General features: G+C 65.7%; 24 protein-coding genes. 16 read left to right on the plus strand and 8 right to left on the minus strand.

Features of this window, described 5'->3' with window-relative positions:
* Window positions 1-54 precede the first annotated feature (54 nt).
* From hemB to AAA989_RS07070, 4 genes are read left to right on the plus strand one after another with little or no spacing between them, the layout of a single operon-like run.
* On the plus strand, window positions 55-1,050 hold the full coding sequence (hemB, locus tag AAA989_RS07055) for a porphobilinogen synthase (protein WP_338242067.1): 996 nt from the start codon (window positions 55-57) through the stop codon (window positions 1,048-1,050).
* Window positions 1,043-1,621, plus strand: coding sequence for a GNAT family N-acetyltransferase (locus AAA989_RS07060; protein ID WP_338242069.1), 579 nt, complete (start codon window positions 1,043-1,045; stop codon window positions 1,619-1,621). Before hemB ends, AAA989_RS07060 begins: the two co-directional genes overlap by 8 nt.
* Window positions 1,614-3,809, plus strand: coding sequence for a fused MFS/spermidine synthase (locus AAA989_RS07065; RefSeq protein WP_338242070.1), 2,196 nt, complete (start codon window positions 1,614-1,616; stop codon window positions 3,807-3,809). The genes AAA989_RS07060 and AAA989_RS07065 overlap by 8 nt, the downstream gene beginning before the upstream one ends.
* Window positions 3,806-4,399, plus strand: a complete 594-nt coding sequence (locus AAA989_RS07070; RefSeq protein ID WP_338242071.1) for a gamma carbonic anhydrase family protein — start codon at window positions 3,806-3,808, stop codon at window positions 4,397-4,399. Before AAA989_RS07065 ends, AAA989_RS07070 begins: the two co-directional genes overlap by 4 nt.
* 54 nt (window positions 4,400-4,453) lie before the next feature.
* On the opposite strand, the gene AAA989_RS07075 is transcribed toward AAA989_RS07070, so the two are convergent.
* The 6 genes from AAA989_RS07075 to AAA989_RS07100 form a co-directional block, all read right to left on the minus strand.
* On the minus strand, window positions 4,454-6,049 hold the full coding sequence (locus AAA989_RS07075; protein ID WP_338242072.1) for a cisplatin damage response ATP-dependent DNA ligase: 1,596 nt from the start codon (window positions 6,047-6,049) through the stop codon (window positions 4,454-4,456).
* A 3-nt stretch (window positions 6,050-6,052) separates the two neighbouring features.
* Window positions 6,053-6,451, minus strand: coding sequence for a VOC family protein (locus AAA989_RS07080; protein WP_338242073.1), 399 nt, complete (start codon window positions 6,449-6,451; stop codon window positions 6,053-6,055).
* 12 nt (window positions 6,452-6,463) lie between these two features.
* Complete coding sequence (locus AAA989_RS07085; RefSeq protein ID WP_338242074.1) at window positions 6,464-7,468, minus strand: ligase-associated DNA damage response exonuclease; 1,005 nt, start codon at window positions 7,466-7,468, stop codon at window positions 6,464-6,466.
* A gap of 39 nt (window positions 7,469-7,507) precedes the next feature.
* Window positions 7,508-9,211 (minus strand): M1 family metallopeptidase, encoded by a 1,704-nt coding sequence (locus tag AAA989_RS07090; RefSeq protein WP_338242075.1) that lies wholly within the window; start codon window positions 9,209-9,211, stop codon window positions 7,508-7,510.
* Window positions 9,212-9,243: 32 nt separating this feature from the next.
* A complete protein-coding gene (gene clpA / locus AAA989_RS07095; RefSeq protein WP_338242076.1) occupies window positions 9,244-11,631 on the minus strand; it encodes an ATP-dependent Clp protease ATP-binding subunit ClpA in 2,388 nt (795 codons plus the stop codon).
* A gap of 182 nt (window positions 11,632-11,813) precedes the next feature.
* On the minus strand, window positions 11,814-12,017 hold the full coding sequence (locus tag AAA989_RS07100; protein WP_338242077.1) for a DUF1192 domain-containing protein: 204 nt from the start codon (window positions 12,015-12,017) through the stop codon (window positions 11,814-11,816).
* Window positions 12,018-12,131: 114 nt separating this feature from the next.
* On the opposite strand from AAA989_RS07100, the gene AAA989_RS07105 reads away from it, so the two are divergent.
* From AAA989_RS07105 to AAA989_RS07125, 5 genes are all read left to right on the plus strand, one after another.
* On the plus strand, window positions 12,132-13,124 hold the full coding sequence (locus AAA989_RS07105; protein WP_338242078.1) for an NAD(P)H-quinone oxidoreductase: 993 nt from the start codon (window positions 12,132-12,134) through the stop codon (window positions 13,122-13,124).
* A complete protein-coding gene (locus AAA989_RS07110) occupies window positions 13,124-14,029 on the plus strand; it encodes a DUF8021 domain-containing protein (protein ID WP_338242079.1) in 906 nt (301 codons plus the stop codon). Before AAA989_RS07105 ends, AAA989_RS07110 begins: the two co-directional genes overlap by 1 nt.
* A 109-nt stretch (window positions 14,030-14,138) precedes the next feature.
* The gene (locus AAA989_RS07115; protein ID WP_338242080.1) at window positions 14,139-15,038 is read left to right on the plus strand and encodes a UDP-2,3-diacylglucosamine diphosphatase; all 900 of its coding nucleotides are present in this window, start codon (window positions 14,139-14,141) and stop codon (window positions 15,036-15,038) included.
* A 22-nt stretch (window positions 15,039-15,060) separates the two neighbouring features.
* Entirely contained in the window at window positions 15,061-16,104 is a 1,044-nt protein-coding gene (locus AAA989_RS07120) for a glycosyltransferase family 4 protein (RefSeq protein ID WP_338242082.1), read from the plus strand.
* Window positions 16,105-16,237: 133 nt separating this feature from the next.
* On the plus strand, window positions 16,238-16,963 hold the full coding sequence (locus tag AAA989_RS07125; RefSeq protein ID WP_338242083.1) for a cell cycle transcriptional regulator TrcR: 726 nt from the start codon (window positions 16,238-16,240) through the stop codon (window positions 16,961-16,963).
* Between the two features lie 81 nt (window positions 16,964-17,044).
* On the opposite strand, the gene AAA989_RS07130 is transcribed toward AAA989_RS07125, so the two are convergent.
* Window positions 17,045-17,536 (minus strand): bactofilin family protein, encoded by a 492-nt coding sequence (locus AAA989_RS07130; RefSeq protein ID WP_434781430.1) that lies wholly within the window; start codon window positions 17,534-17,536, stop codon window positions 17,045-17,047.
* On the minus strand, window positions 17,466-18,644 hold the full coding sequence (locus AAA989_RS07135; protein ID WP_338242085.1) for a M23 family metallopeptidase: 1,179 nt from the start codon (window positions 18,642-18,644) through the stop codon (window positions 17,466-17,468). The genes AAA989_RS07130 and AAA989_RS07135 overlap by 71 nt, the downstream gene beginning before the upstream one ends.
* Window positions 18,645-18,886: 242 nt before the next feature.
* On the opposite strand from AAA989_RS07135, the gene AAA989_RS07140 reads away from it, so the two are divergent.
* The 7 genes from AAA989_RS07140 (at window position 18,887) to AAA989_RS07170 (ending at window position 25,627) form a co-directional block, all read left to right on the plus strand.
* Window positions 18,887-20,161: a glutamate-5-semialdehyde dehydrogenase gene (locus tag AAA989_RS07140; RefSeq protein WP_338242086.1), complete on the plus strand. Its 1,275-nt coding sequence runs from the start codon at window positions 18,887-18,889 to the stop codon at window positions 20,159-20,161.
* A 24-nt stretch (window positions 20,162-20,185) separates the two neighbouring features.
* Window positions 20,186-21,238, plus strand: a complete 1,053-nt coding sequence (locus AAA989_RS07145; protein WP_338242087.1) for an aldo/keto reductase — start codon at window positions 20,186-20,188, stop codon at window positions 21,236-21,238.
* Window positions 21,238-21,909 (plus strand): nicotinate-nucleotide adenylyltransferase, encoded by a 672-nt coding sequence (locus tag AAA989_RS07150; protein ID WP_338242088.1) that lies wholly within the window; start codon window positions 21,238-21,240, stop codon window positions 21,907-21,909. The genes AAA989_RS07145 and AAA989_RS07150 overlap by 1 nt, the downstream gene beginning before the upstream one ends.
* A gap of 137 nt (window positions 21,910-22,046) precedes the next feature.
* Complete coding sequence (rsfS, locus tag AAA989_RS07155) at window positions 22,047-22,433, plus strand: ribosome silencing factor (protein WP_338242089.1); 387 nt, start codon at window positions 22,047-22,049, stop codon at window positions 22,431-22,433.
* A 111-nt stretch (window positions 22,434-22,544) separates the two neighbouring features.
* Complete coding sequence (locus AAA989_RS07160; protein WP_338242090.1) at window positions 22,545-22,967, plus strand: 23S rRNA (pseudouridine(1915)-N(3))-methyltransferase RlmH; 423 nt, start codon at window positions 22,545-22,547, stop codon at window positions 22,965-22,967.
* A 6-nt stretch (window positions 22,968-22,973) separates the two neighbouring features.
* The gene (locus AAA989_RS07165) at window positions 22,974-24,179 is read left to right on the plus strand and encodes a murein hydrolase activator EnvC family protein (protein ID WP_338242091.1); all 1,206 of its coding nucleotides are present in this window, start codon (window positions 22,974-22,976) and stop codon (window positions 24,177-24,179) included.
* Window positions 24,180-24,289: 110 nt separating this feature from the next.
* On the plus strand, window positions 24,290-25,627 hold the full coding sequence (locus tag AAA989_RS07170) for a S41 family peptidase (RefSeq protein WP_338242092.1): 1,338 nt from the start codon (window positions 24,290-24,292) through the stop codon (window positions 25,625-25,627).
* Window positions 25,628-25,676: the final 49 nt, after the last annotated feature.

Here is a 25,676-nt window from a genome sequence, read left to right on the forward strand (position 1 = left end):
CACTGCACGCTCGCGATTGCCGGGCTTGGTGATTTGCGGCACAGGGGGCAGCCGATGACACGAAGCTATCCCAACACCCGCCTGCGCCGGACGCGGGCCACCACCTGGAGCCGCGCCATGCACCGCGAGACGGTGCTGACGAGCGCGGACCTGATCTGGCCCCTCTTCGTCACCGATGGCGAGGGGGTGGAGGATCCCGTCGCCAGCCTTCCGGGCGTATCGCGCTGGTCGGTGGACGGGATCGCGAAACGCGCCCGGGAAGCGGTCGATCTGGGCATTCCCTGCATCGCGCTGTTTCCGAACACGCCAGCAAGCCTGCGCAGCGATAATGGCGAAGAGGCCCTGAATCCCGAGAACCTGATGTGCCGCGCGATCCGCGCCGTGCGCGATGCCTGCGGAACCGACATCGGCATCCTCACCGATGTCGCTCTCGATCCCTACACCACCCACGGGCAGGATGGGCTGGTCGACGAAACCGGCTATGTCGCCAACGACGATACGGTTGCCGTACTGGTCGACCAGGCGCTGAACCAGGCCGAGGCGGGCGCGGACATCATAGCCCCGTCCGACATGATGGATGGTCGCATAAAGGCCATCCGCATGGCGCTGGAGATGGGCGGACACGCCAATGTCCAGATCATGAGTTACGCCGCGAAGTACGCCAGCGCGTTCTACGGCCCGTTCCGCGATGCCGTGGGTTCCGGCGGCCGTCTGGTCGGCGACAAAAAGACCTACCAGATGGATCCCGCCAACGCCCAGGAAGCCCTGGCCGAGGTGGAGCTGGACATTGCCGAGGGCGCGGACAGCGTGATGGTGAAGCCGGGTCTCGCCTACCTCGACATCATCTGGCGTGTGAAGGAGCGGTTCCACGTGCCCGTCTTCGCCTACCAGGTCAGTGGCGAATACGCCCTGATAGAGGCTGGCGCAGCCGCCGGCGTGGGAGAGCGGGATGCGCTGCTGATGGAAAAGCTGATCGCCTTCAAGCGCGCGGGCTGCACCGGCGTGCTGACCTACCATGCCCCGGTGGCCGCCCGTATCCTGAATGGCTGAATTCCGTCACGAGACCGATCGCCTGGTATTGCGCGACTGGCGCGAGGCTGACTGGCCACGCTTCTGGGAGTTGACCAACACGCCGGCGGTGATGCGCTGGCTGGGCGATCCTGCGGACGAAGCGGCGAAAGCCGACGCGCGGCATCGGCTGGAAGGCTATCGCGAGAATTTCGGGCACACCTTCTGGGTTGTCGAACGCAAGGCCGATGACGGACATCTCTCGGGCGAACTGCTCGGCTTCTGCGGCCTCAAGCGATCGAACGTGGAGGGCGCGCCCGTCTTCGACATGCCGGAGATCGGCTGGCGCATGCGCGAGGATGCCTGGGGCCGGGGTTACGCGAAGGAGGCCGCCTCGGCCTCGCTGGACCTGGGTTTCGGACGCTTCGCCTACGCGGAAATTGTTGCGTTGACCGTGCAGGGCAATGCAGCCAGCTGGGGCCTCATGCAGAGACTTGGGATGGTGCGCCGGAAGGATCTGGACTTTCAGGACGCGCGATGGCCTGCCGAGCTGAACCCTACCATCGTATATTCCATTACCGCGCAGCAATGGACTGACCGCGCCGATGGCTGACCGCGCAGAGCCCCCGCGCCGCTGGCTGTTCACGGCCACGATTCTGGCGGGCAGCTTCCTGCTGTTCCTCGTGCAGCCGATGGTGGCGCGCATGGCGTTGCCGCAGCTGGGCGGCGCGCCGAACGTCTGGAACAGCGCCATGCTGGTCTATCAGGCGCTGCTGCTGGCGGGCTATGCCTACGCCCACGCCATCGGCCGCTTCTCGGTTCGACGGCAGGGCGTGATCCATCTCGTCGTCCTGGCCCTCGCCGGACTAACGCTGCCGCTCGCCCTCGCACCCGTTTCTCAGCCGGAAAGCGGCTGGGAAGTGGTATGGGTGCCCTGGCTGTTCCTGCTGACGGTGGGGCCGGCCTTCTTCGCGGTTTCCGCGCAGGCACCGCTGATCCAGCGATGGTTTGCCACTCACCCCGAGGCGGGCAACCCCTACCCGCTCTATGCTGCCTCGAACCTCGGCAGCTTTGCCGGCCTACTGGCCTATCCGCTGGTGGCCGAACCGCTGCTGACGCTCGGCTCGCAGAGCTGGGGCTGGACGCTGGGCTATATCGCGATGGTGGTGCTGGTGGCGTGCGCGGTCTTCAGTCGCCGCGACGTTGCGGAGCGGACGGAAAGCAAGGCCGGCGAAGACGAGGAAATCGGCTGGCGGCGCAAGGCCATGTGGCTGCTGCTGCCCGCGGTGCCTTCGGGCCTGATGCTTTCGACGACCACGTTCCTTACCACCGACATCATGGCGATCCCGCTCCTGTGGGTCATTCCGCTCGGCCTCTACCTTCTCAGCTACACCATCGGCTTTGGCGAGAGACGCGGCCCCGCGCAGCTGTTCCTGTTCCTCGCCCCGCTGGTGCTGCTGGTGGATGGCGGCATCGCGATATTCGCGGCCGGGCGAGCAGACCTGCTGGCCGCGATCGCCAGCGTGATCCTGCTGTTCGTGGTGGCGACCGCCCTGCACGCGCGGCTCTACGACCTGCGCCCCGGCCCCGCGCGCCTGTCGCAGTTCTATCTCTACCTGGCAGCGGGCGGTGCGCTGGGCGGCGTCTTCACGGCTATCCTCTCCCCTCTCCTGTTCGACTGGACCTGGGAGCATCCGCTGCTGATCCTGGCCGCAGCCGCGCTGGTGCCCCTTGGGCCGTGGCGTGGCCTGCTCGGTCGCATAACGCGCGATCGGAACACCGCGCGCGTGGTGCTGATCGTCGGCGTGTTCGTGATCTTCAACACCGCCCTGCTTCTCTATTCCCGGGTCCAGGAAGAGCAGGTGCTCGAATGGGTGGACTGGCTGGCGCTGCTGGTGATCCTGGCCTTCGCGATGGTACTGGCCGCGCGGCGGCTGTCCTTCGTGCTTGCCAGCGCGGCGATCCTGCTGTCGCTGGGAGGACTTACGAACCTGCTCGCCAGCATGGGCGGGGAGCGCGAGCGGAGCTATTTCGGCATCTATTCGATCACCCAGCGCGCCGACGGCGACCGAATCCTGATGCACGGAACCACCATCCACGGAATCCAGCGCACGGGTGACGACGCCCGCGAGCCGACGGCATACTACGGGCGCAGTTCCGGCGTGGGCCTGGCGCTGGCGGAGGCTGGACGGATCGTTGGCGGGAATGCGCGGATCGGAGCGGTCGGTCTCGGCGTGGGTACGCTCGCCTGCTATCGTCAGCCGGGCCAGGACTGGACCTTCTTCGAGATCGATCCCACGGTTCTGGAATTCTCTCGCTCGGGCCAGTTCAGCTTCCTGCAGCAATGCGCTCCGGATGCGGAAGTCATCATCGGCGACGCGCGCCTGCGCCTGCAGGACCTGCCGCCCGCCAGCTTCGATGTGCTGGTGATCGATGCGTTCTCGTCCGACGCCATCCCGCTGCACCTGCTGACGCTGGAAGCCATGGAGATCTACGAGCGCGCGCTGGCGCCGGGAGGACTGTTGCTGCTGCATACCTCCAACCGCTATGTGCGGCTGGAACCCGTGGTGGCGCGGCTGGCACAGGCGCGCGGCCTCAACGCGATGCTGCTGCAGGACGAGCCGGTGCGCAGGAACGATCTGTATTCCTCGACGTGGATTGCCATGGCCCCCGACCGCGCCCCGCTGGATGCCCTGTCCACGACCGCCGACTGGCGCCTGCTCTCCGCGCCCGAAGGGCCGGTGTGGACGGACGACTACGCATCGGTCCTGCCCTACCTGGTATGGGAGAACTTCCTGTGACCCTCACAAGCCACATTGACAGTGACGCCCGCTTTCCCGGTGCCACGATCCTGCCATTCGAAGGCAAGGTGCCGCAGATCCATGAAACCGCCTTCGTGGCGCCCGGGGCGCGCATCATAGGCGATGTCACCATCGGACCTGAAGCGAGCGTTTGGTACAATTGCGTGCTGCGCGGCGACATCCACCGCATCGTGGTGGGCGCGCGCAGCAACGTGCAGGATGGCAGCGTGTTTCATGTCGAGGGTCCGCGCCCCGACACCGAGGGGTGTCCCACGATCATCGGGGAGGATTGCGTGATCGGTCACATGGCCGTCGTGCACGGCTGCACGGTGGAGGACCGCGGCTTCGTGGGCATGGGAGCCGTCGCCATGGACGATGCTCGCATTCGCGCCGGGGGCATGCTCGGAGCAGGTGCGCTGCTCAGCCCCGGCAAGGTGATTGGCGAGGGCGAAATCTGGATCGGGCGCCCGGCCAAGTATTTCCGCACGCAGGACGAGGCGCAGCTGGCAAAGGTGAAATTCCAGACGGAGCGTTATTGCCGGCTGGCGCAAAAGCATCTCGCCGCGCTGCGCGGAACTCCCGAAGACTGATTTTCCGCCCGGCCGCCGCAACTGTTGCGCGGCGCAACTTTCGGGCAGCGTCCCCTAGTCGCGAACCAGCGCGCGCAGCGCCTCGATCCTGTCAGCCTCGTGCACCGGCTTGTCCCAGCGGATCCGGTGGATGCGCGGGAAACGCATGGCGAGGCCGGACTTGTGCCGCTTGCTGGCGTGGACCGAATCGAAAGCGACTTCGAACACCAGGCTCTTGTCGGTTTCCCGCACCGGGCCGAAGCGGTTCACCGTCTTCTGGCGTACGTGGCGATCGAGCTTCTTCAGCTCTGCGTCGGTAAAACCGGAGTAGGCCTTCCCCACCGGCAGCAGGTCGGCCCCTTCGTCCGGGTCGCCGTCCCAGCATCCGAACGTGTAATCGGAGTAGAAGCTGGAACGCTTGCCGCTGCCTCGCTGGGCATACATCAGCACGCAATCGATCAGCAGCGGATCGCGCTTCCACTTGTACCACAGCCCGGACTTGCGACCGGGGACGTAGAGGCTGTCGCGCCGCTTGAGCATCAGCCCCTCGATGGCATCGTCGCGCGCGCCTTCGCGGATCTGCGCGAGATGGTCGAAGTCGCGCGCCTCCACCAGCTGGCTGAGATCGAACCGCGCATCGGGCAGGCGCGGCATGAGTTTCTCCAGACGGCCCCGCCGCCTGGTCCACGGCAGGTCGCGCAGGTCCTCTCCTTCCAGCGAGAGCACGTCGTAAAGGCGCACGAAGGCGGGGCTTTCGGACAGCATCTTCTTCGACACGGTCTTGCGGCCAAGGCGCTGCTGCAGCGCGTTGAAGCTGGCCGCGCCGCCGGTCTCTCCGCCCTGCACGTCGCCGCGGACGAGCAGTTCGCCATCGAGCACGGCCGCAATGTCCAGCGCATCCACTAATTCGGGGAAAGTCGCGGAGATATCATCGCCGCTTCGCGAATAGACCCGAGTCTCCCCTGCAACGTGGACCAGCTGCACGCGGATGCCGTCCCACTTCCATTCCGCCGCGTAGTCGGCAAGATCGACCACCGTCTCTTCCAGCGGGTGCGCCAGCATGAAGGGCTTGAACAGGGGCATGTTCGCGGTGTCGGGCGGGTCGGCGCCGTCGGCTGCCCAGGCGAACAGGTCGGCATAGGGCGGCTCCAGCGCGTGCCAGTATTCCTCCACGTCATCCACCGATACGTCGAAGGCCTGCGCGAAGGCGACCTTGGCGAGGCGACTGGAGACGCCCACGCGCATCCCGCCAGTCGCCAGCTTGAAGAAGGCGTAGCGCCCCTGCGAATCCAGCCGGTCGAGCAGGCGCGGCAGTTCGGCCATGGCATTCGCCCGGGTCATCCGCGAGAGCGCGTCCACGGCCTCGGCCACGGACGGCGGCGGCGCCACCTCTCCCACAGGTTCCGGCCACAGGAAGCTGGCCGTCTCTGCCGTGTCGCCCACGAAGTCGCGGCTCAGGCTCCACAGCACCGGATCGACGCGTTCCTTGAGCAGATTGCGGATCGTCGAGCTCTTTACAGCCTTGAAGTCGAGTCCGTCGGTCAGGGCCGCCAGGGCCCAGCCACGGTCCGGATCGGGAGTGGCGCGCAGGTACTCCGCAATCAGCCGCAACTTCTCGTTACGGCTGCGGGTATAGATGAGCGCGTCGATAAGGGCGGCGAATTCCTCCAAGGCCTACCCCGTCTCGATGCTCGTGCCGCCCGTCCTGGGGACGTAACTGCCGAAGCTCCATTCGTAGCCTACGGAATCCTTCGCCCGCCAGCGGCGAGTGCCGAACTCGGTGTCCTCCGGCGGGTAGACCACGCGCGCCCCGCCTTCCACCGCGCGGGCGTGATGGGCATCGACGTCGTCGACAACCACATAGGTGCCATGGCCGGGTTTCGGATCGCCCGGCCCACCCTTGGCGGAACCCAGCATGATCGTGCCTTCGCCGAAGATGAGTTCGGCGTGCATGACGGAGCCATCCTCTGCATCATAGCGCGCGCTGATCTCGAACCCGAAACAGCGAACGAGGTAGTCGATCGCAGCGTCGGCGTCCTCATAGGCGAAGTAGGGAACGAAGGTTACGGTCATGGCGCGTCTCCTCTAGTCATCCTCGTCCTCGTAGCCGACCAGGGCCAGCGCCCGTGCGCGCCGCTGGTGAAGCTGGTGCCAGCGCAGCAGGGCCTCCTCCCGGCCATGGGTGATCCACGTTTCGTGCGGATCGACTTCCTCGATCGTGCGGGTCAGTTCGTCCCAGTCGGCATGGTCGGAGATGACCAGCGGCAGTTCGACATTGCGCTGCCGTGCCCGCTGGCGAACGCGCATCCAGCCGCTGGCCATGGCGGTGATCGGATCGGGCAGGCGGCGGCTCCAGCGATCGTTGAGGGCCGAGGGCGGGCAGACCACGACGTGGCCGCGCATGTCGTCCTTCTCGTGATCGGAAACCAGCCGCAGTTCGCCCAGGTCCACGCCGAATTCCTGGTAAAGCCGGCACATCTTTTCCATTGCGCCGTGGAGGTAGATGGGCTGGTGGTGCCCTGCCGCGCGCAGTTCGGCGATCACGCGCTGGGCCTTGCCGAGGGCATAGGCGCCTACCAGCACGCAGGCATCGGGATGGGCCTCCAGCCGCCCCAGCAGTTTGGCCATCTCATCCGCGATCGGCGGGTGGGTGAACAGCGGCAGGCCGAAGGTCGCCTCGGTGATGAAGATATCGCAGGGCGTCACTTCGAAGGGCGGGCACGTGGGATCGGCGCGGCGCTTGTAGTCGCCGGTGATGACCACCCGCTCGCCCGCGTGCTCCAGCAGGATCTGCGCGCTGCCCAGAACGTGCCCAGCGGGAATGTAGCTGGCATCGACGCCGCCCTTTAGCCGGATCGTCTCGCCGTACTCGACCGGGGTCGCCCCCTCGCGAGTGTTGTAGCGCAGGTCCATGATCGCCAGCGTCTCTGGCGTTGCGACCGTCTGGCCGTGCCCGCCGCGCGCATGGTCGGCGTGGCCGTGGGTCACGAGCGCGCGGTCCACCGCCTTCGACGGGTCGATCCAGGCATCGGCGGGCACCACGTGCACGCCGTGGGGTTCGGGCCGGATCCAGGAAAAGGGCGCGCTCATCGAGTCTAGAAAGTTGCGCCGCGCAAGTTTCGTTCCGGCCTAGCCCCCCGCATCGGCATTCTGCGCCGCCTCGACGGCGGCATCGTACTTCAGGATGCGGTTGGCAGGATCGAGCAGGTAATGCGCATCGGCACTGCCGAGCGGGAGGCGTCCGTGTCCGCCCGGCATGGCGACCTGCTGCACCGTGTCACCCACACGCACTTCCACCGGCATGGCGAAGGGAAGTTCCGATGGCGTGTCCCAGGCAAGCAGCAGGTCCTCGCCGTCTCGCGCGGCGACCAGTTCGGGCAGTTCGGCCTGGTGGAAATAGGCATCGAAGAACCAGCCCAGGTCTTCGCCGACGATGTCTTCCAGAATGGCCCGGAAGTCTTCGGTCGTTCGGTTCACGGGGCTGATTGCACCGGGCTGCGGATCGTCGGTGCCGTATGTGAGACGCGTTATCGCTGGGAACAGCACCTCTTCGCCGACGAGATAGCGCAGCGTGTGCATGATCCACGCGCCCTTGAAATAGATGTCGTCACCCCATTTCGCATCCGCATCGTTGTAGTCGGGCAGTTCGCCTTCAGCCGGCACCAGCGGAACGCGGCTCCAGACCCGCTGGCGCAGGTCCCACATCGCCGCGTCGTAGAGCATCTCGCCGCGGGTGTGTTCGAGATAGAGCGGCCGCGTCCAGGTGGTGATCCCCTCGGCCAGCCACATGTGGTTGATCGTGGCGTTGCGCAGCTGGTTGGCGAACCACTCGTGGGCGAATTCATGCTGCAGCAGCCAGTCGTGGCCGAAGGGCTCGGGCTTGAAGCCGTTGCCGTAGGCATTGATGGTCTGGTGCTCCATGCCGAGGTGCGGCGTCTCGGCGACGCCCGCCTTCTCGTCGGCGAAAGGATAGGGGCCGAAGCGGCTTTCCATGAAGTCGATCTGGTCCGCCATTTCGCCCAGCAGGCGGTTCGCGCCTTCTTCGTGACCGGGAAGATGCCAGAACTTCAGCGGGATGGTGTTGCCGAAGCGGCTCTCGTAGCTCCGTTCGGCCAGCTCGTAGGGGCCGATCTGGAGGGTGACCCCATAGTTGCTTGGATCGCGCGCCCGCCAGTGCCAGGTAGTCGAGTCTCCCGCGTCCGCTGTACCAATCAGGCTTCCATTCCCGGCAGGAATGAGCCCATCTGGCACAGTGACGACCAGATCCAGCGTTCCGATGCGGTGGGAGGAGTGGTCTATGCAGGGCCAGAAAAGGTCACACCCCTCTCCCTGCAGAGCCGTGGCGATCCACGGCTGGCCATCCTCGGTTTCCGACCAGACGAAGCCCCCTTCCCAGGGCGCGTTGAGCGCCTCGTGCGGCGCGCCGTCCCACCCGATCTGCACCTGCGTCGTCGTCCCTGCGGAGACGGGAGCGGGCAGGTCGATGGTCAGCAGTCCGTCCACGCTCTCCCAATGGTCGGGTTCGAGGAACTGACCCTCCAGCCGCACGACGCTTACCCGGAACCGCGGATCGAAATCGAAGACCAACTGGGAAAGCCTCTCCTCCGCCAGCACACGGTAGCGGCCATCGCCATTGATCGCCTTGCGTCCGGGATCGAGTTCGAAGGACAGGCCCACATGTTCGAGCTGCATGGCCGCGCGCGGCCCTTCCAGCGGCAGGTCGGTCTGCGCCGTGCGCTCGTGAAGTGGCGGGGCGCTCACCTGCGCCAAAAGCGGAGCGGCGGAGGCCATCGCCCCCGCCGCCAGCATTACAGTTGCGAATTTCGGCGTCATGGCGCGAGACTAGCCCGCACCGTTGCTGCCGCCTAGTCCTCGGACGCGTTGCCGCCCTTGTCCTCGCCTGCGGAAGAGGTGTCGGTATCCTTGGACGCGGTCTTCTTCGCCGTGCTCTTCCTCTTGCGCTTCGGCTTGCCCTTGGGCGGTGCCGGAGTCAGTTCGAAGGCGAGCTTGTCGTCCTTCACGCTGATATGCACCTCGCCGCCGGCGGAAAGCTTGCCGAACAGCAGTTCCTCCGCGAGCGGCTGCTTGACCTTTTCCTGGATCAGGCGGGCCATGGGGCGTGCGCCCATGAGCTTGTCATAGCCGCGTCGGGCCAGCCATTCGCGAGCATCGCTGTCGAACTGGATGTGCACGTTCTGCTCCGACAGCTGGAGTTCCAGCTGGAGGATGAACTTGTCGACCACGCGGCTGACGGTATCGGTTCCGAGGTAGGCAAAAGGCACCACGGCATCCAGGCGGTTGCGGAACTCGGGGGTGAACATCTTCTTCACCGCTTCTTCCGAGGCTTCCGTCTTCTGGCCCGCGCCGAAACCGATGCCCTGCTTGGCGGCATCCGAGGCGCCCGCGTTGGTCGTCATGATGAGGACCACGTTGCGGAAATCGACGGTCTTGCCGTGGTGATCGGTCAGCTTGCCGTTGTCCATCACCTGCAGCAGGATGTTGAACAGGTCGGGGTGAGCCTTCTCGATCTCGTCGAGCAGCAGCACGCAGTGCGGGTGCTGATCGATGGCATCGGTCAGCAGGCCGCCCTGGTCATAGCCGACATAGCCCGGAGGCGCGCCGATCAGGCGGGAGACGCTGTGGCGCTCCATGTACTCGGACATGTCGAAGCGCTTCAGCTCGATTCCCATGATCGAGGCGAGCTGGCGCGCGACCTCGGTCTTGCCGACGCCGGTGGGACCGGAGAACAGGAACGAGCCGATGGGCTTGTCCGCTTCGCGAAGGCCGGCACGCGAAAGCTTCATGGCGGTGGAGAGGCGTTCGATCGCCTCGTCCTGGCCATAGACCACGCGCTTCAGGTCCTTCTCGAGGCTGCCGAGTGCCTTCTTGTCGTCCTTGGAGACCGACTTCGGAGGGATGCGCGCCATCGTCGCCACGACCTTCTCGATCTCCTTGGCGGTGATCGTCTTGCGGCGGCGGCTGGGCGGCACCAGCATCTGCATTGCGCCCACTTCGTCCACCACGTCGATGGCCTTGTCGGGCAGCTTGCGGTCGTTGATGTAGCGCGCGCTCATCTCGACGGCCGTCTTCAGCGCGTCGGGCGTGTACTTCACGCCGTGATGCTCCTCGAAGGCGCTCTTCAGGCCCTTGAGGATCTTGATCGTGTCTTCCACGGTCGGTTCGTTCACGTCGATCTTCTGGAACCGGCGCAGCAGGGCGCGGTCCTTCTCGAAGTGGTTGCGGAATTCCTTGTAGGTGGTCGAACCGATGCAGCGGATCGCGCCGCTGGAAAGCGCGGGCTTCAGGAGGTTGGAGGCATCCATCGCCCCGCCGCTGGTTGCGCCCGCACCGATCACGGTGTGAATTTCGTCAATGAAAAGAATGGCATCGGGCATCTTCTCGAGTTCGTTGACGACCTGCTTCAGCCGCTCCTCGAAATCGCCGCGATAGCGCGTACCTGCCAGCAGCGCGCCCATGTCGAGCGCGTAGATGACGGCGGGTTCGAGCACCTCGGGCACGTCGCCCTCCACGATCTTGCGGGCCAGGCCCTCTGCGATCGCGGTCTTGCCGACGCCCGGATCGCCCACGTAGAGCGGGTTGTTCTTGGAGCGGCGGCAAAGGATCTGCACCGTGCGGTCCACTTCCGGGCCGCGGCCGATTAGCGGATCGACCTTACCGTCCAGCGCCTTCTGGTTCAGGTTCACGCAGAACTGGTCGAGCGCGGAATCCTTCTTGTTCTTCTCCGGCTTTTCCTCGCCGCGAGCCTGCGATTCCTCTTCGGTCCCGGTAGGGGAACGGTCTTCCAGCTGGCGACCGCCCTTGCCGATGCCGTGACTGATGAAGCTGACCGCGTCGAGTCGGCTCATGTCCTGCTGTTGCAGGAAATAGACGGCGTAGCTGTCGCGCTCGGAGAAAAGCGCGACAAGCACGTTGGCGCCGGTGACCGTGTCCTTGCCGGACGACTGCACGTGCAGGATGGCGCGCTGGATCACGCGCTGGAAGCCGGCGGTCGGCTGCGGATCGGCGTCTTCCTCGGTCTTGAGCGACTGGTATTCCTGGTCGAGGTACTGGCGCACCACGCCGCCCAGCTCGTCCATGTCCACACCGCAGGCGTTCATCACCTCGCCCGCATCCGCGTCCTCCACCAGTGCCAGCAGCAGGTGCTCGAGCGTCGCGTACTCGTGGCTGCGGTCGATCGCGTGCTGGATCGCGGTGTGGAGGGTCTTTTCGAGGTTCTGGGCAAAACTTGGCATGGTGATCCTTGGCTGGCCTCAGGCCATGGCGGGGATGGGAAACGAATGTGCGGCTGGTTTGGTGAATATGGGCCTAACGCAAGGGGTAAACCCACGGGCGTTGCGGCCGGCGGCTAGGTATGACGAGTATATGGTGCGCATCCGCGCAATTTCGAGGGGGACGAAGGACCACCGCGGGTCCATCAATCGGTCTCTCGCGGCTTGAACAGCTGATCCGCCACCTGGCGGTGCGCCGCGGCCTTCTCGTGATGGGTTCTGACCCGCGCGATCTCCGCTTCCAGCAGCTGGATGCGCGCCATCAACTCGTCCTGCGAATAGCTGTCGAGGTTCTCGCCGGCCAACTGGCCGGCCGCGTCGGAACGCATCCGGGGAAGCTCGTCTTCCATTGCAGTGCAACATCACCAACCGGGCGCTTGCTGTCAATGGCACGCATCCCTAGGACTGTGCATCGAAATCGAAGGGAACGGGGGGCCTTCTTGTTTAATACCTTGCCGAAATCGATGACGGTCATCGCCATCGAGGAGCCGGGCGGACCGGACGTGCTGCGTGCTGCCGAGCGTGAGGTGCCGCGCCCCGGCCGGGGAGAGGTTCTGGTCCGGGTGGATCATGCCGGGGTGAACCGTCCGGATTGCCTGCAACGCGCCGGTCTCTATCCCCCGCCCGAGGGAGCGTCCGACCTGCCGGGACTTGAAATCGCGGGCGAGGTCATATCGCTCGGCGAAGGGGTGGACCCGTCGGAACAGGGCAAGCGCGTGTGCGCGCTGGTGAACGGCGGGGGTTATGCGGAATACTGCATTGCGCGGCCCGAGCACTGCCTGCCGGTGCCCGCTGGTCTTTCGATGGCGCAGGCCGCCGCGATTCCCGAAACGCTCTTCACGGTGTGGCACAACGTTTTCCAGCGCGGCTTCGCCCGCGATGGAGAAACGATCCTGATCCACGGCGGCACCTCGGGTATCGGCACGATGGCGACCATGCTGGCGAAGGTGTTCGGTCTGCGGGTCATCACCACCAGCGGATCGGATGCGAAGTGCGCCGCCTCCCGGGAGGTGGGTGCCGACCTCGCCATCAACTACCGCACGCAGGACTTCGTAGAGGAGGCGAAGGCCTTCACCGGCGGCAAGGGCGTAAACCTGGTGCTCGACGTGGTTGCGGGCGACTACACCCAGCGCAATCTCGATGCCCTGGGCGAAGACGGGCGCCTGGTCGTGATTGCCGTGCTGGGCGGACCGAAATCCGAGATCAACATGGCGAAGATGATGGTTCGACGTCAGACCATCACAGGCTCCACCCTCCGTCCGCGCAGCAACGTCTTCAAGGGCATGCTGGCCGACGAACTGTTCCGGGAGGTCTGGCCGCTGGTCGAGACCGGCGACCTGCGACCGGTGATGGACAGGACCTTCCGCCTGGCCGACGCTACCGATGCCCATCGGCGGATGGAAGCGGGCGAGCATGTCGGCAAGATCGTGCTCGATGTAGCGGGGTCGGCTGGCTGATGGCCAATTCGATGCCCGAGAGCGCGGCCTCGCGCCAGGAACTCCTTTCCCGGATGGACGGCTTTCTCGATGCCCTTGCAGCGCGCGATCCCTCGCAGGTGCCCTGGGCCGAGCACGCGATCTTTACCGAGAACAACGTGCAGCTCGCCGTGGGCGACGGGGTGTGGAACACGGCAAGCGCCGTTCCGCGCGACTACGACCTCAGGGCCGCCGACCCCCTCACCGGGCAGGTCTGCTGGTTCGGCCATATCGTCGAAGGGCCCGACACCGCCGTGATGTGCCTGCGCCTGAAGGTGGCCGGCGGGCGCATTGCCGAGGCGGAGGCGATCATCTGCCGCCCCCATGAACTGGGCCCGTTTCCCGTCATCGACGCCGCCCGCCGTCCGCGCCCAAGCCTGCTGGCCGACGTGCCGGCGGAACAGCGGGTGGGCCGGGAGCGAATGATTGCGCTCGCCAACGGCTATTTCGACACGCTGCAACTGAACGACGGACAGCTGTTCACCCATTTCACCGACGACTGCGACCGTATCGAAAACGGCCTGCAGACGACCAACGTCGATATCGAGGGTTACCCCATCGCGGCCATGGGCACGGCCGACCAGTTCCGCCTTGGCCAGTACAAGTACGACGACCGATTGCGCGATCGCCGCTTCCCGCTTGTCGACGAGCAGAAGGGCCTGGTCGTCGCGGGCGGCTTCATCGACCATTCCGGTCGCTTGACCGAAGTCACCTGGACCGATGGCAGCCGTCACGATTCCATCTTCCATTTCCCGCACAGCTTCTGCCTGCTGGAAATGTTCAAGATTGCGGACGGAAAGATCGCAGATGTGGAGGCGGTGTTCGTCACCGTTCCCTACAACATGCCCTCCCCCTGGATTGCCCCGCAACAATATATCGTGCGCTGACTCGAATCCGTCACACTGTCGCGAAACTGCCACCGAACTGTGGCCACCGTGTCATATCGTTGATTCATAGGCTGCAAGTCAGACAGGCAGCGGATGAGGCGCGGCGCATATGTTTGGCACTTATCTCGATGGCGAACTCGGCAATGGCGGAGCGATTGCGACGATTGCCGATTTCGATCGGCGAGAACCGACAATTCCCGAACGCTCGCCCCAGGGGCGGCGCAAGTATCGGACCATATGGATTTCCGACATCCACCTCGGAACGAAGGGCTGCAACGCCGAGCTGCTGATCGACTTCCTCGACAACGTCGACAGCGAGACGATGTACCTGGTGGGCGACATCATCGACGGCTGGCGGCTGAAGAAGAAGTTCTACTGGCCCGACGCGCATAACGATATCGTCTGGCGTATCCTCAAGCGTGCCAAGCGCGGCACGCGCATCGTCTATATCCCCGGCAATCACGACGAGATGTTTCGCCAGTTCACCGGCCTCAATTTCGGTGGCATCGAGATCCGGCGCGCCGCCTTTCACGACACCGCGGACGGTCGCCGCCTGATGGTGCTGCACGGCGACGAGTTCGATGCCGTCATGCTCTCGCACCGGTGGCTCGCCTTCGTGGGGGATGCGCTGTACCACACGCTGATGCGGGTAAATCACTGGGTGAACGCCGGTCGCAAGGCCCTGGGCCTGCCGTACTGGTCGCTCTCGAAGATGGCCAAGCACAAGGTGAAGAACGCGGTTGAGTTCATCGGCAAATACGAGGAGGTCGTGGCGCGCGCCGCCGCCGAGCGGGGTGTGGACGGCGTGGTCTGCGGCCATATCCATACCGCCGAACACCGCATATTCGACAACATCGAATACTGGAACGACGGTGACTGGGTAGAGGGCTGCAATGCCCTCGTGGAGCACGCTGACGGGAGGATGGAAATCCTCAACTGGCCGGATGAAGTCGCCAGACGCGAAGCGCGCGAGGAAAAAGCGGCCAGTGTCGTCGCCGTCGCCGCCTGAGCCGAGGACGCGGGCCGGACCGATGAAGATCGCGCTGATAACCGATGCGTGGCATCCCCAGGTCAACGGCGTCGTGCGCACTTTGACCGCCGTCATCAGTGAATTGCGTAGCAGCGGGCATAACGTGGAGGTCATCTCGCCGGATCTCTTTCGCTCCGTACCCGCGCCTTCCTATCCCGAGATACGCCTCGCCCTTGTCGGCCCGCGCGCGGTGGCGAGGCGACTGGACGGATTTCGCCCCGACACCATCCACATCGCCACCGAAGGGCCGCTCGGCTGGGCCGCGCGGCGATACTGCAAGCGGCGGCGACTGCCCTTCACGACGGCCTACCACACGCAGTTTCCGGACTATATCGCGCGCCGCTCCGGCCTTCCCGCCAGCTGGTTCTGGCCGTTCATACGCCGCTTCCACGCCCCGGCGGAACGGATCATGGTGGCGACCGAAACCATTCGCGGACAACTGCGCGATCAGGGCATCGGTCCGCTGCATCACTGGGGGCGCGGGGTGGAGGTGGACACGTTTCATCCCGACCATCCTCCGCCGGACCTTTTCTTCTCCCTTCCCCGCCCGATCCAGCTTTACGTCGGGCGGGTCGCGGTCGAGAAGAACATCGAGGCATTCCTCGCCAACCCCCATCCCGGCACGAAAGTGGTCGTTGGCGATGGCCCGGCAATGGACAGGCTGCGCGCTGCCTATCCCGATGCGCATTTCCTGGGACGGCGCGGCGGCGAGGCGCTGGCTGCCTGCTACGCCGGCGCCGATGTCTTCGTGTTTCCGAGCAGGACCGATACCTTCGGCCTGGTGATGATAGAGGCGCTTGCCTGCGGGACGCCGGTCGCCGCCTATCCTGTCCCCGGTCCGATCGATGTCCTGCAGCCACGCAGCGGCGCGATGGCGGAAAGGCTGGAGGATGCGATCGCCGCGGCCCTTCGCCTGGATCGGCGCGCCTGCCATGCCCACGGAAGGGAATTCACCTGGAAGGCCAGCGCGGACCAGTTCCTTGCGGGCCTGTGTCCAATCGCCCGAGAGGAGGAACGGCTCGACCTGTCCCACGCGCCCGCGTGAGGGGTATGGAGCCAAACGCTTGCCGATTGCGTGCAAAAGGCCTACATCGTCGGGGACGACGGCCGTCCCGAGAGGGGCGGCCCTTTTATTTCCAGCTTGGAGAAACGTTGTGGCCGAACAGCCCACGCCCCTGATGCCTCATGCCACCGCCAGCTGGCTGGTGGACCATACGGCGCTCAGCTTTACCCAGATCGCCGACTTCTGCGGTCTGCATATCCTCGAAGTGCAGGCGATGGCGGACGACCTTGCCGGCGCCAAGTACACGGGCCGCGACCCGGTGCATTCTGGCGAACTCACGCACGCGGAGATCGAGCGTGGCCAGGCCGATCCGAATTACCAGCTCAAGATGCAGAAGGCCCCGGTCGACGTCAGCCGCACAAAGGGACCGCGCTATACGCCCGTGTCCAAGCGGCAGGACAAGCCCGACGGCATCGCCTGGATCCTGCGCAACCACCCGGAGATTTCCGACGCCCAGATCGGACGGCTGATCGGCACCACCCGCAACACCATCAATGCGATCCGCGATCGCAGCCACTGGAACATCGCCAACATCCAGCCCAAGGATCCGGTGACGCTGGGCCTGTGTTCGCAGCGCGAACTCGATGCGGCGGTGGCCAAGGCTGCCAAGCGCGCAGCGCCCGCCGAGGAGTCGGCCGAAGACGAGAACGTCGAGGCACAGGAACCCGTTGCGCCGCGTGACGACAAGCAGGAACTGATTGCCGAACTGCGCCGCGAGCGTGAGGAGGCTGTCAAGGCTGCCGCACGGGCTGCGCAGGAAGCCGAGGCCGAAGCGTGGCTGGAAGCCAAGCGCGCGGCCGAGGAAAAAGGCGAGACCGAGCCCGGCCAGGGCTCCCTTTAGGCGGACGCAGCGCGCCGAGCGCACAAAGAACTGGGGCGGCCCATTGGACCGCCCCACCCCTCCACAAATTCTGATCCAGCCCTAGCCGGCCAACGACAGGCCGCGCGGCTTGTCGTCGCCCTGCTGGTCGTCGGACTTGGGCTCTTCCCTCGGCTTGGCCGGGGCGCTCGAAGCCTGTCCGCCCTTGCTGCGCAGCGGGGCGAAGCGACCGTCCACCGACGCGCCCTGTTCGATGGTCAGCGTATCGTAGCTGACGTCGCCGGAAATCCTGGCGCTCTTGAGGACGACCAGTTCGCGCACTTCGATCGTGCCCTGCACCTCGCCGGAAAGGCGGGCGCTCTCGGCCTTGATCTCGCCTTCGACGCGGCTGCTTTCGCCCTGCACCAGGCTGGCGCAGGCAATGTTGCCGACAACGCTGCCGTCGACGTGCAGATCGACCGAGGCTTCGATGTCACCACGAATGGTCACATCGGGCCCGATCACGGAAAAGGTACCACCAGGGTTAGACATCGGTTTCACCATTGCTTTCGCCGTCGCCCGGGGCGAATTCGGCTCTGATTTGTTCGAGAACATCGGGGGCTGTCTCCAGGAAGGGGCGCGGATTGACCGCGGTGTTGTTGATGCGCACTTCGAAATGCAGGTGCGGGCCGGTCGAACGGCCGGTGCTGCCGATCGCGCCGATCACGTCGCCGGCGGCAACCTGCGCGCCCACTTCGCTGTTGAAGCGGGACATGTGCGCATACCGTGTGACCAGGCCGGCGCCGTGGTCGATCTCCACGACCTTGCCGTAGCCCGACTTCCATCCCACGAAGGAAACGCGGCCGTGGGCGGCGGCGTGAATGGGGGAGCCGTGCGGCGCGCGGAAGTCCAGGCCGCGGTGCATGGCGGGGGTGCCGCGGAACGGGTCGCGGCGATAGCCGAAGCCCGAGGAAATCGAGTTCAGATCGGCCGGCATCACCTGCGGAATCTGGTTGAGCCCGCGTTCGAGCGCGCTCATCCGCGCCAGGCTGAGGCCAAGGCGTTCGAAGCGCGGGTCGAGCGAGCCGTCGCCCTCGGAAGCGAGGCTTTCCAGCGGGCCACCCATGGCGCTTTCGTTCGAGCGCAAAACGGCGCGCGGATCGAGGCCGAGCTGGCGGATGGCTTCCTCCGCGCGAGCGGAGCGGCGGTCTGCATAAAGGGTCAGGCGTTCGGCGAAGGCGAGCTGGCGGGCTTCCATGCGCGCCAGTCCTTCGGCTTCGGGGAAGACAGAGCGGATCATCGAGATGAGCTCCTCGCTCTCTCCCGACGAATCGGTGACCGTGTCGTTGGCATTGGACATGATGTCCTCGGGCAGCATCTCGACGATGCCATCCAGCATTTCCTGCCGCGCTTCGAGATCGGCGATGGTTGCCGCGATGTCGTCGGAATAGGCGGCAAACCGCTCTTCCGAGGTGCTGACCTTCGCTTCTCGCTCGAGCAGCGAGGCGCGCTCGCTGCTGGCCTGCCACTGGCTGATGCCCATGGCGGCAAGCGAAACGGCCCAGCCCAGTGCCACGGCGGCAACGGTACCCGCTGCCGCCATCTGCATGCGCGTGGTGATGGTCAGGAAGCGAACCTGGCCCTGCGACCGCATGAAAAACTCGCGCTCCGGAAACCAGGAGCGCAGGCGGTCGATATATCCACCCGTCGATTTGTGTCCCAAGACGACCCCGTCCAATTGCTTTGATTTATGTTGGAAAGGGATAACGGCGATGCCGCGCGCGTCGAGGCGGAATATTAACCTTCGGGGCAAGTTGAACCGATCGCGCGGTGAAGCGTTATATTCGGTGAAAAAAATTGTGAGGGCGCGGGAACAATCCGGCGAACCGGGGTTTGCAACGCCCCCTTTTCGCCTTTCCGCGATTCGTCCTGACAGCCACACGCACACATGATAGAGGCGCCAGCATGACTACCGACACACTCGAAAAGACCGATTTCACGACCCTCATCGAGGACTTGGCCGTGAAGGGCCGCGCAGCGCAGCGCAAGCTGGCCCGTGCGAGCGACGCCGAAAAGGCAGCCGGGCTGCGTGCCGCCGCCAAGGCCATCCGCAATAACGCCGCCGACATTCTCGCGGCCAATGCAAAGGACATGGATGCAGGGAAGGCGAACGGCCTCGCCCCGGCCATGCTCGACCGATTGAAGCTGGATGACGAGCGCCTGGAAGGCATCGCCTCCGCCATCGAGAACGTCGCCAGCCTGCCCGATCCGGTCGGCGAGGTCATCGACCGGCGCGATGCCCCCTCGGGCTTCGGGCTGGAGCGGGTCCGCATTCCTATCGGCCTGATCGGCATCATCTACGAAAGCCGTCCCAACGTCACCGCCGATGCGGCGGCGCTGTGCCTGCGTTCGGGCAACGCCGCGCTTCTTCGCGGCGGTAGCGAGGCAATTCATTCGAACCGTGCCCTCCACGCCGCCTTTGCCGAGGGACTGGAAGCCGCAGGGCTGCCTTCCGACGCCATCCAGCTGATGCCGACGCAGGACCGCGAGGCGGTCGGCGCCATGCTGAAGGCGGCAGGCCTGGTCGACATGATCGTGCCGCGCGGCGGCAAGGGCCTTGTCGCGCGGGTGCAGCAGGATGCGCGCGTGCCGGTGCTCGCCCACCTCGACGGCATCTGCCACACCTACATCCACTCCAAGGCCGATCCCGACATGGCGCGCGAAATCGCGGTGAACGCCAAGATGCGTCGCACCGGCATTTGCGGGGCGATGGAAACGCTGCTGATCGATGCGAACTTCGGCGAAGGCGAGAAGGTGCTGAAGGCCATCGCCGATGCGGGCTGCGAACTGCGCGGCGACGAGCGCGCGCAGAAGCTGGACAGCCGCGTGAAGCCAGCAACTGACGAGGACTGGGACACCGAATATCTCGATGCCATCCTGTCGGTTGCGGTCGTCGACGATATCGACGCCGCGATGGAACATATCGCCGCGCATTCTTCCGGCCATACGGAGGCGATCATCACCGATGATGACGCGGCGGCACAGCGTTTCCTCAACGAAGTCGACAGCGCCATCGTGATGCACAACGCCTCCACCCAGTTCGCCGACGGCGGCGAATTCGGACTGGGCGCGGAAATCGGCATCGCCACCGGCCGCCTGCATGCACGCGGGCCGGTCGCGCTGGAGGGCCTGACGACTTACAAGTGGCAGGTACGCGGCAAGGGACAGGCCCGGCCATAGCCGAACAGGCAGGGGGAGGCGGACATGCGGTATAACCGGCTTGGCAATTCCGGACTGGTGGTTTCGGAACTGTGCCTCGGCACGATGACATTCGGTACCGCACCGTCCGCTTTCTTCCAGCACGACCTCGATCAGGCCGGCTCTACCGCCCTGCTGAAGCAGGCGCTGGATGCGGGGGTCAACTTTCTCGATACCGCCAACGTCTATTCGGCGGGGCAGAGCGAGCGATACGTCGGCCAGGCACTGCGCGACGTGGGCGTGGCGCGCGACCAGGTGGTGGTTGCGACCAAGGGCATGGGCCCGATGGGCGAGGGGCCGAACGATTCCGGCTATTCGCGCTATCACCTGCTGAACCAGGTCGACGCCAGCCTGAAGCGCCTGCAACTCGACCACGTCGATCTCTACCAGATCCACGGGTGGGATCCGCATACACCCATGGAAGAGGGCCTGCGCGCGATGGAGGACATCGTGCGGTCGGGCCGGGCGCGCTACATCGGCGTGTCGAACTGGGCGGCGTGGCAGATCGCCAAGGCGCTGGGCATCGCCGAGCGGCGCGGATGGGACAAGTTTGTCTCCAACCAGGCGCTCTATGCCGTCACCGGTCGCGAACTGGAGCGCGAGCTGGTGCCGATGATGCTGTCCGAGGGACTGGGCCTGATGGTCTGGAGCCCGCTTCTCGGCGGCCTCCTGTCAGGCAAGTACGATTTCGGTGACGATGGCGATGTCAGCGGAGAGGGGCGCCGCGCCAAGCTGGATTTTCCCAAGGCCGACAAGCACCTGGCGGCACGCGCCGTAGAGGCGATGCGACCGATGGCCGAGCGTCACGAGGTCAGCGTTCCCGCGATAGCCCTCGCATGGCTGCTCCATCAGAAAGTAACCACGTCGGTTATTATCGGGGCAAAGCGCAGGGAGCAACTGGCACAAAACCTGGCAGCCACCGATATCGAGCTTTCCTCGGACGAGCTGGCCACGCTGAATGAAATCGGCATGCTCGACGATGAATATCCGGCCTGGGCGCTCAAGTCGCAGGAGAATCGCCACGGCTTCCGCGTTTCGCCGCGCCGCGCCGCCAGCTGATGGGCCGAAGCCTTACCGGCCTGCTGGGCGGCAGCTTCAACCCTGCCCACGGCGGCCATCGCCGCATCACCCTGTTTGCGATCGCCGCCCTGGGGCTGGACGAGGTGTGGTGGATGGTTTCCCCCGGCAACCCGCTCAAGCCCAGGGCGGGCATGGCGCCGCTGGCGGCACGGGTACGATCGGCCCAGGCGATGGCCCGGCGCGCACCGATCCGGGTCACCGCCATCGAGCGCGAACTCGGCACCCGCTACACCGTCGACACCCTGCGCGCCCTCAAGCGCCGCTATCCACGACGCAATTTCGTCTGGCTGATGGGGTCCGACAACCTGGCCCAATTCCACAGGTGGAAGGACTGGCGGCAGATTGCGCGGGAAATGCCCATTGCCGTTATCGCCCGGCCCGGGTATGATGATATTGCCCTTGCGAGCCCCGCAAAGGCCTGGCTGCGACGTTACCGGTTACCCGCAGCCGGATTACGCAACCGGGGCGAATGGAGCGCTCCCGCGCTGACAGAGCTGCGTTTCGATCCCGATCCGCGTTCGGCTACACAAATACGCCGGGCGGATCCTCACTGGGCAGACGACCTTGACGGGCCAGCTCCCCGGGACCAGATAACGCATTCCCTCATACACGAAGACGGCCGGGAAGCCGGCAGGAGGGCGGACGCGTGAGGCATCCGGCCCGGAACGCTTTCGTCCATCACCCCTTATACGGAGCATGACCTTTCGCGATGACACCTGCCAATACTGGAACGCCTGCGCGTTCCGCCGAACACGGCAACAGCACCGCAACAGCCACCATCATCTCCATGTCTGATTCTGAAACCACCATCGCCGCCGAACCCGGCTCTCTACACGCCATGATCCTTCAGCAGCTGGACGACGACCAGGCACAGGAAATCGTTTCCATCCCGCTCGAAGGCAAGAGCTCCATCGCCGATCACATGGTCGTCGCCTCGGGTCGCTCGACCCGCCAGGTTGCCGCCATGGCGAACAAGCTGGCGGAGAAGCTGAAGCAGGCCGGAGAACCCAGCCCGCGTATCGAGGGCCTTCCGGCAGCCGACTGGGTGCTGATCGACGCTGGCGACGTGGTCGTCCACCTGTTCCGTCCGGAAGTCCGCAGCTTCTACAACCTCGAGAGGATGTGGGGCTTCGGCGAGGACGGCGAGAAGAAGGTGCAGACCGGCACCGCCTAGGTTGATCTGCGCTTGCGCCTCGGCGCGAGCGCTCTCGCCAGACGCGCAGGCAAGCTGCGGGCGGCCGTTCGGCCTTGCGGTCCGCTTGCCGTGGCCCGATAGGGCTTTCTCATGATGTTGCATGTCATCGCTCGCGGGAAAATTGCCCGTTCCCCCGAGGAAGAGCTGGTCGAACGCTATGCCAAGCGCATCCAGTGGCCACTGAAGCTGACTGAGCTTCCCGAAACTGGCGGACAAATTCCTGATCCTCAGACTCCCTTCCGGACCGTGTTGCTCGATGAAAGGGGCAAGGATCTGGGTTCGGAAGACTTCGCGAAAATCCTTGAACGCTGGCGGGACGACGGCATGCGCGAATGTCGCTTCGTGATCGGCGCCGCAGACGGCCACTCGCGGCAGGAGCGGGACGAGGCAGACCTTCTCATTGCGTTCGGAAAGGCCACCTGGCCTCACCTGCTGGCCCGCGCCATGCTGATGGAGCAGCTCTTCCGCGCCACCAGCATTCTTGCAGGCCATCCCTATCATCGGGCAGGGTAACAGCAGATGCATCGCACCATCCTTCTCCTGGGCTCCCTGGCCTTTTGCGCCGCGGCGGCTTTCGCCCAGCGCGCCCCTGTGGCGGACGGTTCCGAGCAGATGCGGGCGGAGCTGGCGGAGGCCCTTGCCGAGCGCGAGAATGCCGAGGCGCGCAGCCAGCGGTTCGAGGAAGAGGCGGAGGCTGCCCAGAACGCCGCCGAGCGCGCCGCCCGTCAGGCCGCAGCCCTTGCCGCCCGTATCCAGCAGGCCGAATCTGGTATCATCGCCGCGCAGGCCCGCATCGCCATGATCGACCGCGAGCGCGCGCAGATGCGTGAAACGCTGGGGCGCGAGCAGCAGCCGGTCGTGGAGCTGACCGCCGCCCTCCAACAGTTTTCGCGCCGCCCGCTGGCGCTTTCGATCATGCAGCCAGGTTCCGTGAAGGACGTGGTCTATCTGCGTGCCATGCTGCACGACACCGTGCCCGAGGTGCGCGCGGACACGCGGGAACTGCGAAACCGCATCGAGCGCAGCCGCGAATTGCGCAGGGAGGCCCTGGCGGCGGCGCAGGTGCTTCAGGCCGAGGAAGCGACGCTGGCTGAGCGGCGTGATGCGCTTGCCGATATCGAAACGCGCCAGCGCCTCGCCGCGCGAGCTGCAGGCGGGTCCGCCAGTCGCGAGGCAGACCGGGCTCTCGCCCTTGCCGAGGACGTTCGCGATCTCGACGGACTGCTGACCGAACTCGACCGATCCGCCCAGCTTCGCCAGAGCCTTGCCGCGCTGCCGGGGCCGCGTCTGCGCCCTGCCCGACCCGAAGGTGCGCAATCGGCCGCGGTGCGTGCGCCGGACGAACCTGCGCAGGCTGCCGGTGCGCCCTCGCCCTACATTCTTCCGGTGACCGGACGCACACTGACCGGCTTCGGCGCGCCGCAGGCCTCCGGGCCGAGCCAGGGCCTTACCCTTGCCCCCATTCCCGGAGCGCAGGTCGTGGCCCCGGCGGCGGGGCGAATCGCCTTCGCCGGGCCCTATCAGGGCTATGGCAATATCGTGATTATCGAGCACGGCGACGGCTGGACCAGCCTCCTCACAGGTCTGGCGCGCAGCAACGTCGATGTAGGGCAGACGGTCGGAAGCGGCGCCCCGCTGGGCAAGGCTGGTCCCGCGAACCCCAGCATAACCTTGGAATTACGCCACAATGGCGATCCCGTGAACCCGCTGCGCCACACCGGGTAACGGCTGGGAAATTCCCGTTTCGGGGCGGTGTTTTCGCCTCATCTGGCGTTAAGCCCGCCTATGCGATAAATGAAACATGGGACTACCTCCGTGCCGAGGACGCTGAATATATGAACTTTGCATCCGCCATCCGCGCCGCCGCATTGTGTACGGCTGTCGCGCTCGTGCCCGCCACCACTGCCGCGATCGCGCAGGTGGAAGGGCGCGCCTCTCCCGAATTCGCCAAGCTTTTCGCCACTTACCAGCGGATCAAGGCGAGCTACGTGGAGCCGGTGGATGATGAAACGCTGATCCGCGGCGCGATCGACGGCATGCTTGCCTCGCTCGATCCGCACTCGGCCTATCTCGACGGCCCTGCGCTGGAACGCCTGACGACCATGATCGACGGCAATTACCAGGGGTTGGGCATCTCGGTGCAGATGGAAGACGGCGCCGTGAAGGTGGTGTCGCCCTTCCGCGGCAGTCCCGCGGAAAGTGCCGGCATCAAGGCCGGCGACTACATCACCCACATCAACGGCGGCCTGATCTACGGCCAGGAACTGAACGACGCGGTTGCCCAGATGCGCGGCCCTGCCGGGACCAATATCGAGGTGACGATCTTCCGCCCGGGACGCGAGGACAGCTTCGACGTCACCGTGACGCGCGGCGTGATCGAGCTTGAGCCGGTGACCTGGGAACTGATGGACGGCAATGTCGGCCACATCAGCGTCAACGAGTTTTCCGCCGACGTCGGCGCCGACGTGCGCAAGGGTCTGCGCGAATTGCAGGAGCAGGCGACCGGTCGCCTGACCGGCCTGGTTCTCGACCTGCGCCGCAACCCGGGCGGTTCGCTGGACGAAGCCGTCGCCCTTTCCGACCTGTTCCTTGCCGAGGGGCAGATCGTGTCGCAGCGCGGCCGCTCGCGCCGCGAGACCATCTACTACGATGCCGAGACCGTCTATCGCGGCGATGTCGCGCCCGGCCTGCCGATCATCGTGCTGATCGACGAAGGCTCGGCCTCCGCCAGCGAGATCGTCGCGGGCGCGCTTCAGGATCACCGCCGCGCGCTGGTGATGGGAGAGCGCAGCTTTGGCAAGGGCAGCGTGCAGACGCTCCTGCCGCTCAGCAGCGATGCCGCGCTCAAGCTGACGACCGCGCGTTATTACACGCCCTCGGGCCGCAGCGTGCAGGAAGGCGGGATCGAGCCGGATATCCGCGTGCCCCAGCTTTCGGATCCCGATGCCGAGCGTCGCCAGCGCCTGGCGCTGCGCGAGAGCGACCTTCGCGGACACCTGGTCGGCGAGATCGGTGCGGAAGACGAGAATCTCGAGCGCGACCGCCTCGACGATCCGCGTTTCCAGCTCACCGCGGCGGAGCTCGAGGAGATGGGCGTCGAAGACTTCCAGCTCGACTATGCCGTGCGCACGCTGCGTCGCACCTCGGGCGTGAACCTCGCGGCGCGCCAGTAGCGCGCACCGGGTCAGCCAAGCCCTTCGACAAGGCGGGAACGAGCGGTTA

Origin of the sequence: Aurantiacibacter hainanensis, from assembly GCF_036321025.1 — a bacterium.
Taxonomy (GTDB): domain Bacteria; phylum Pseudomonadota; class Alphaproteobacteria; order Sphingomonadales; family Sphingomonadaceae; genus Alteraurantiacibacter; species Alteraurantiacibacter hainanensis.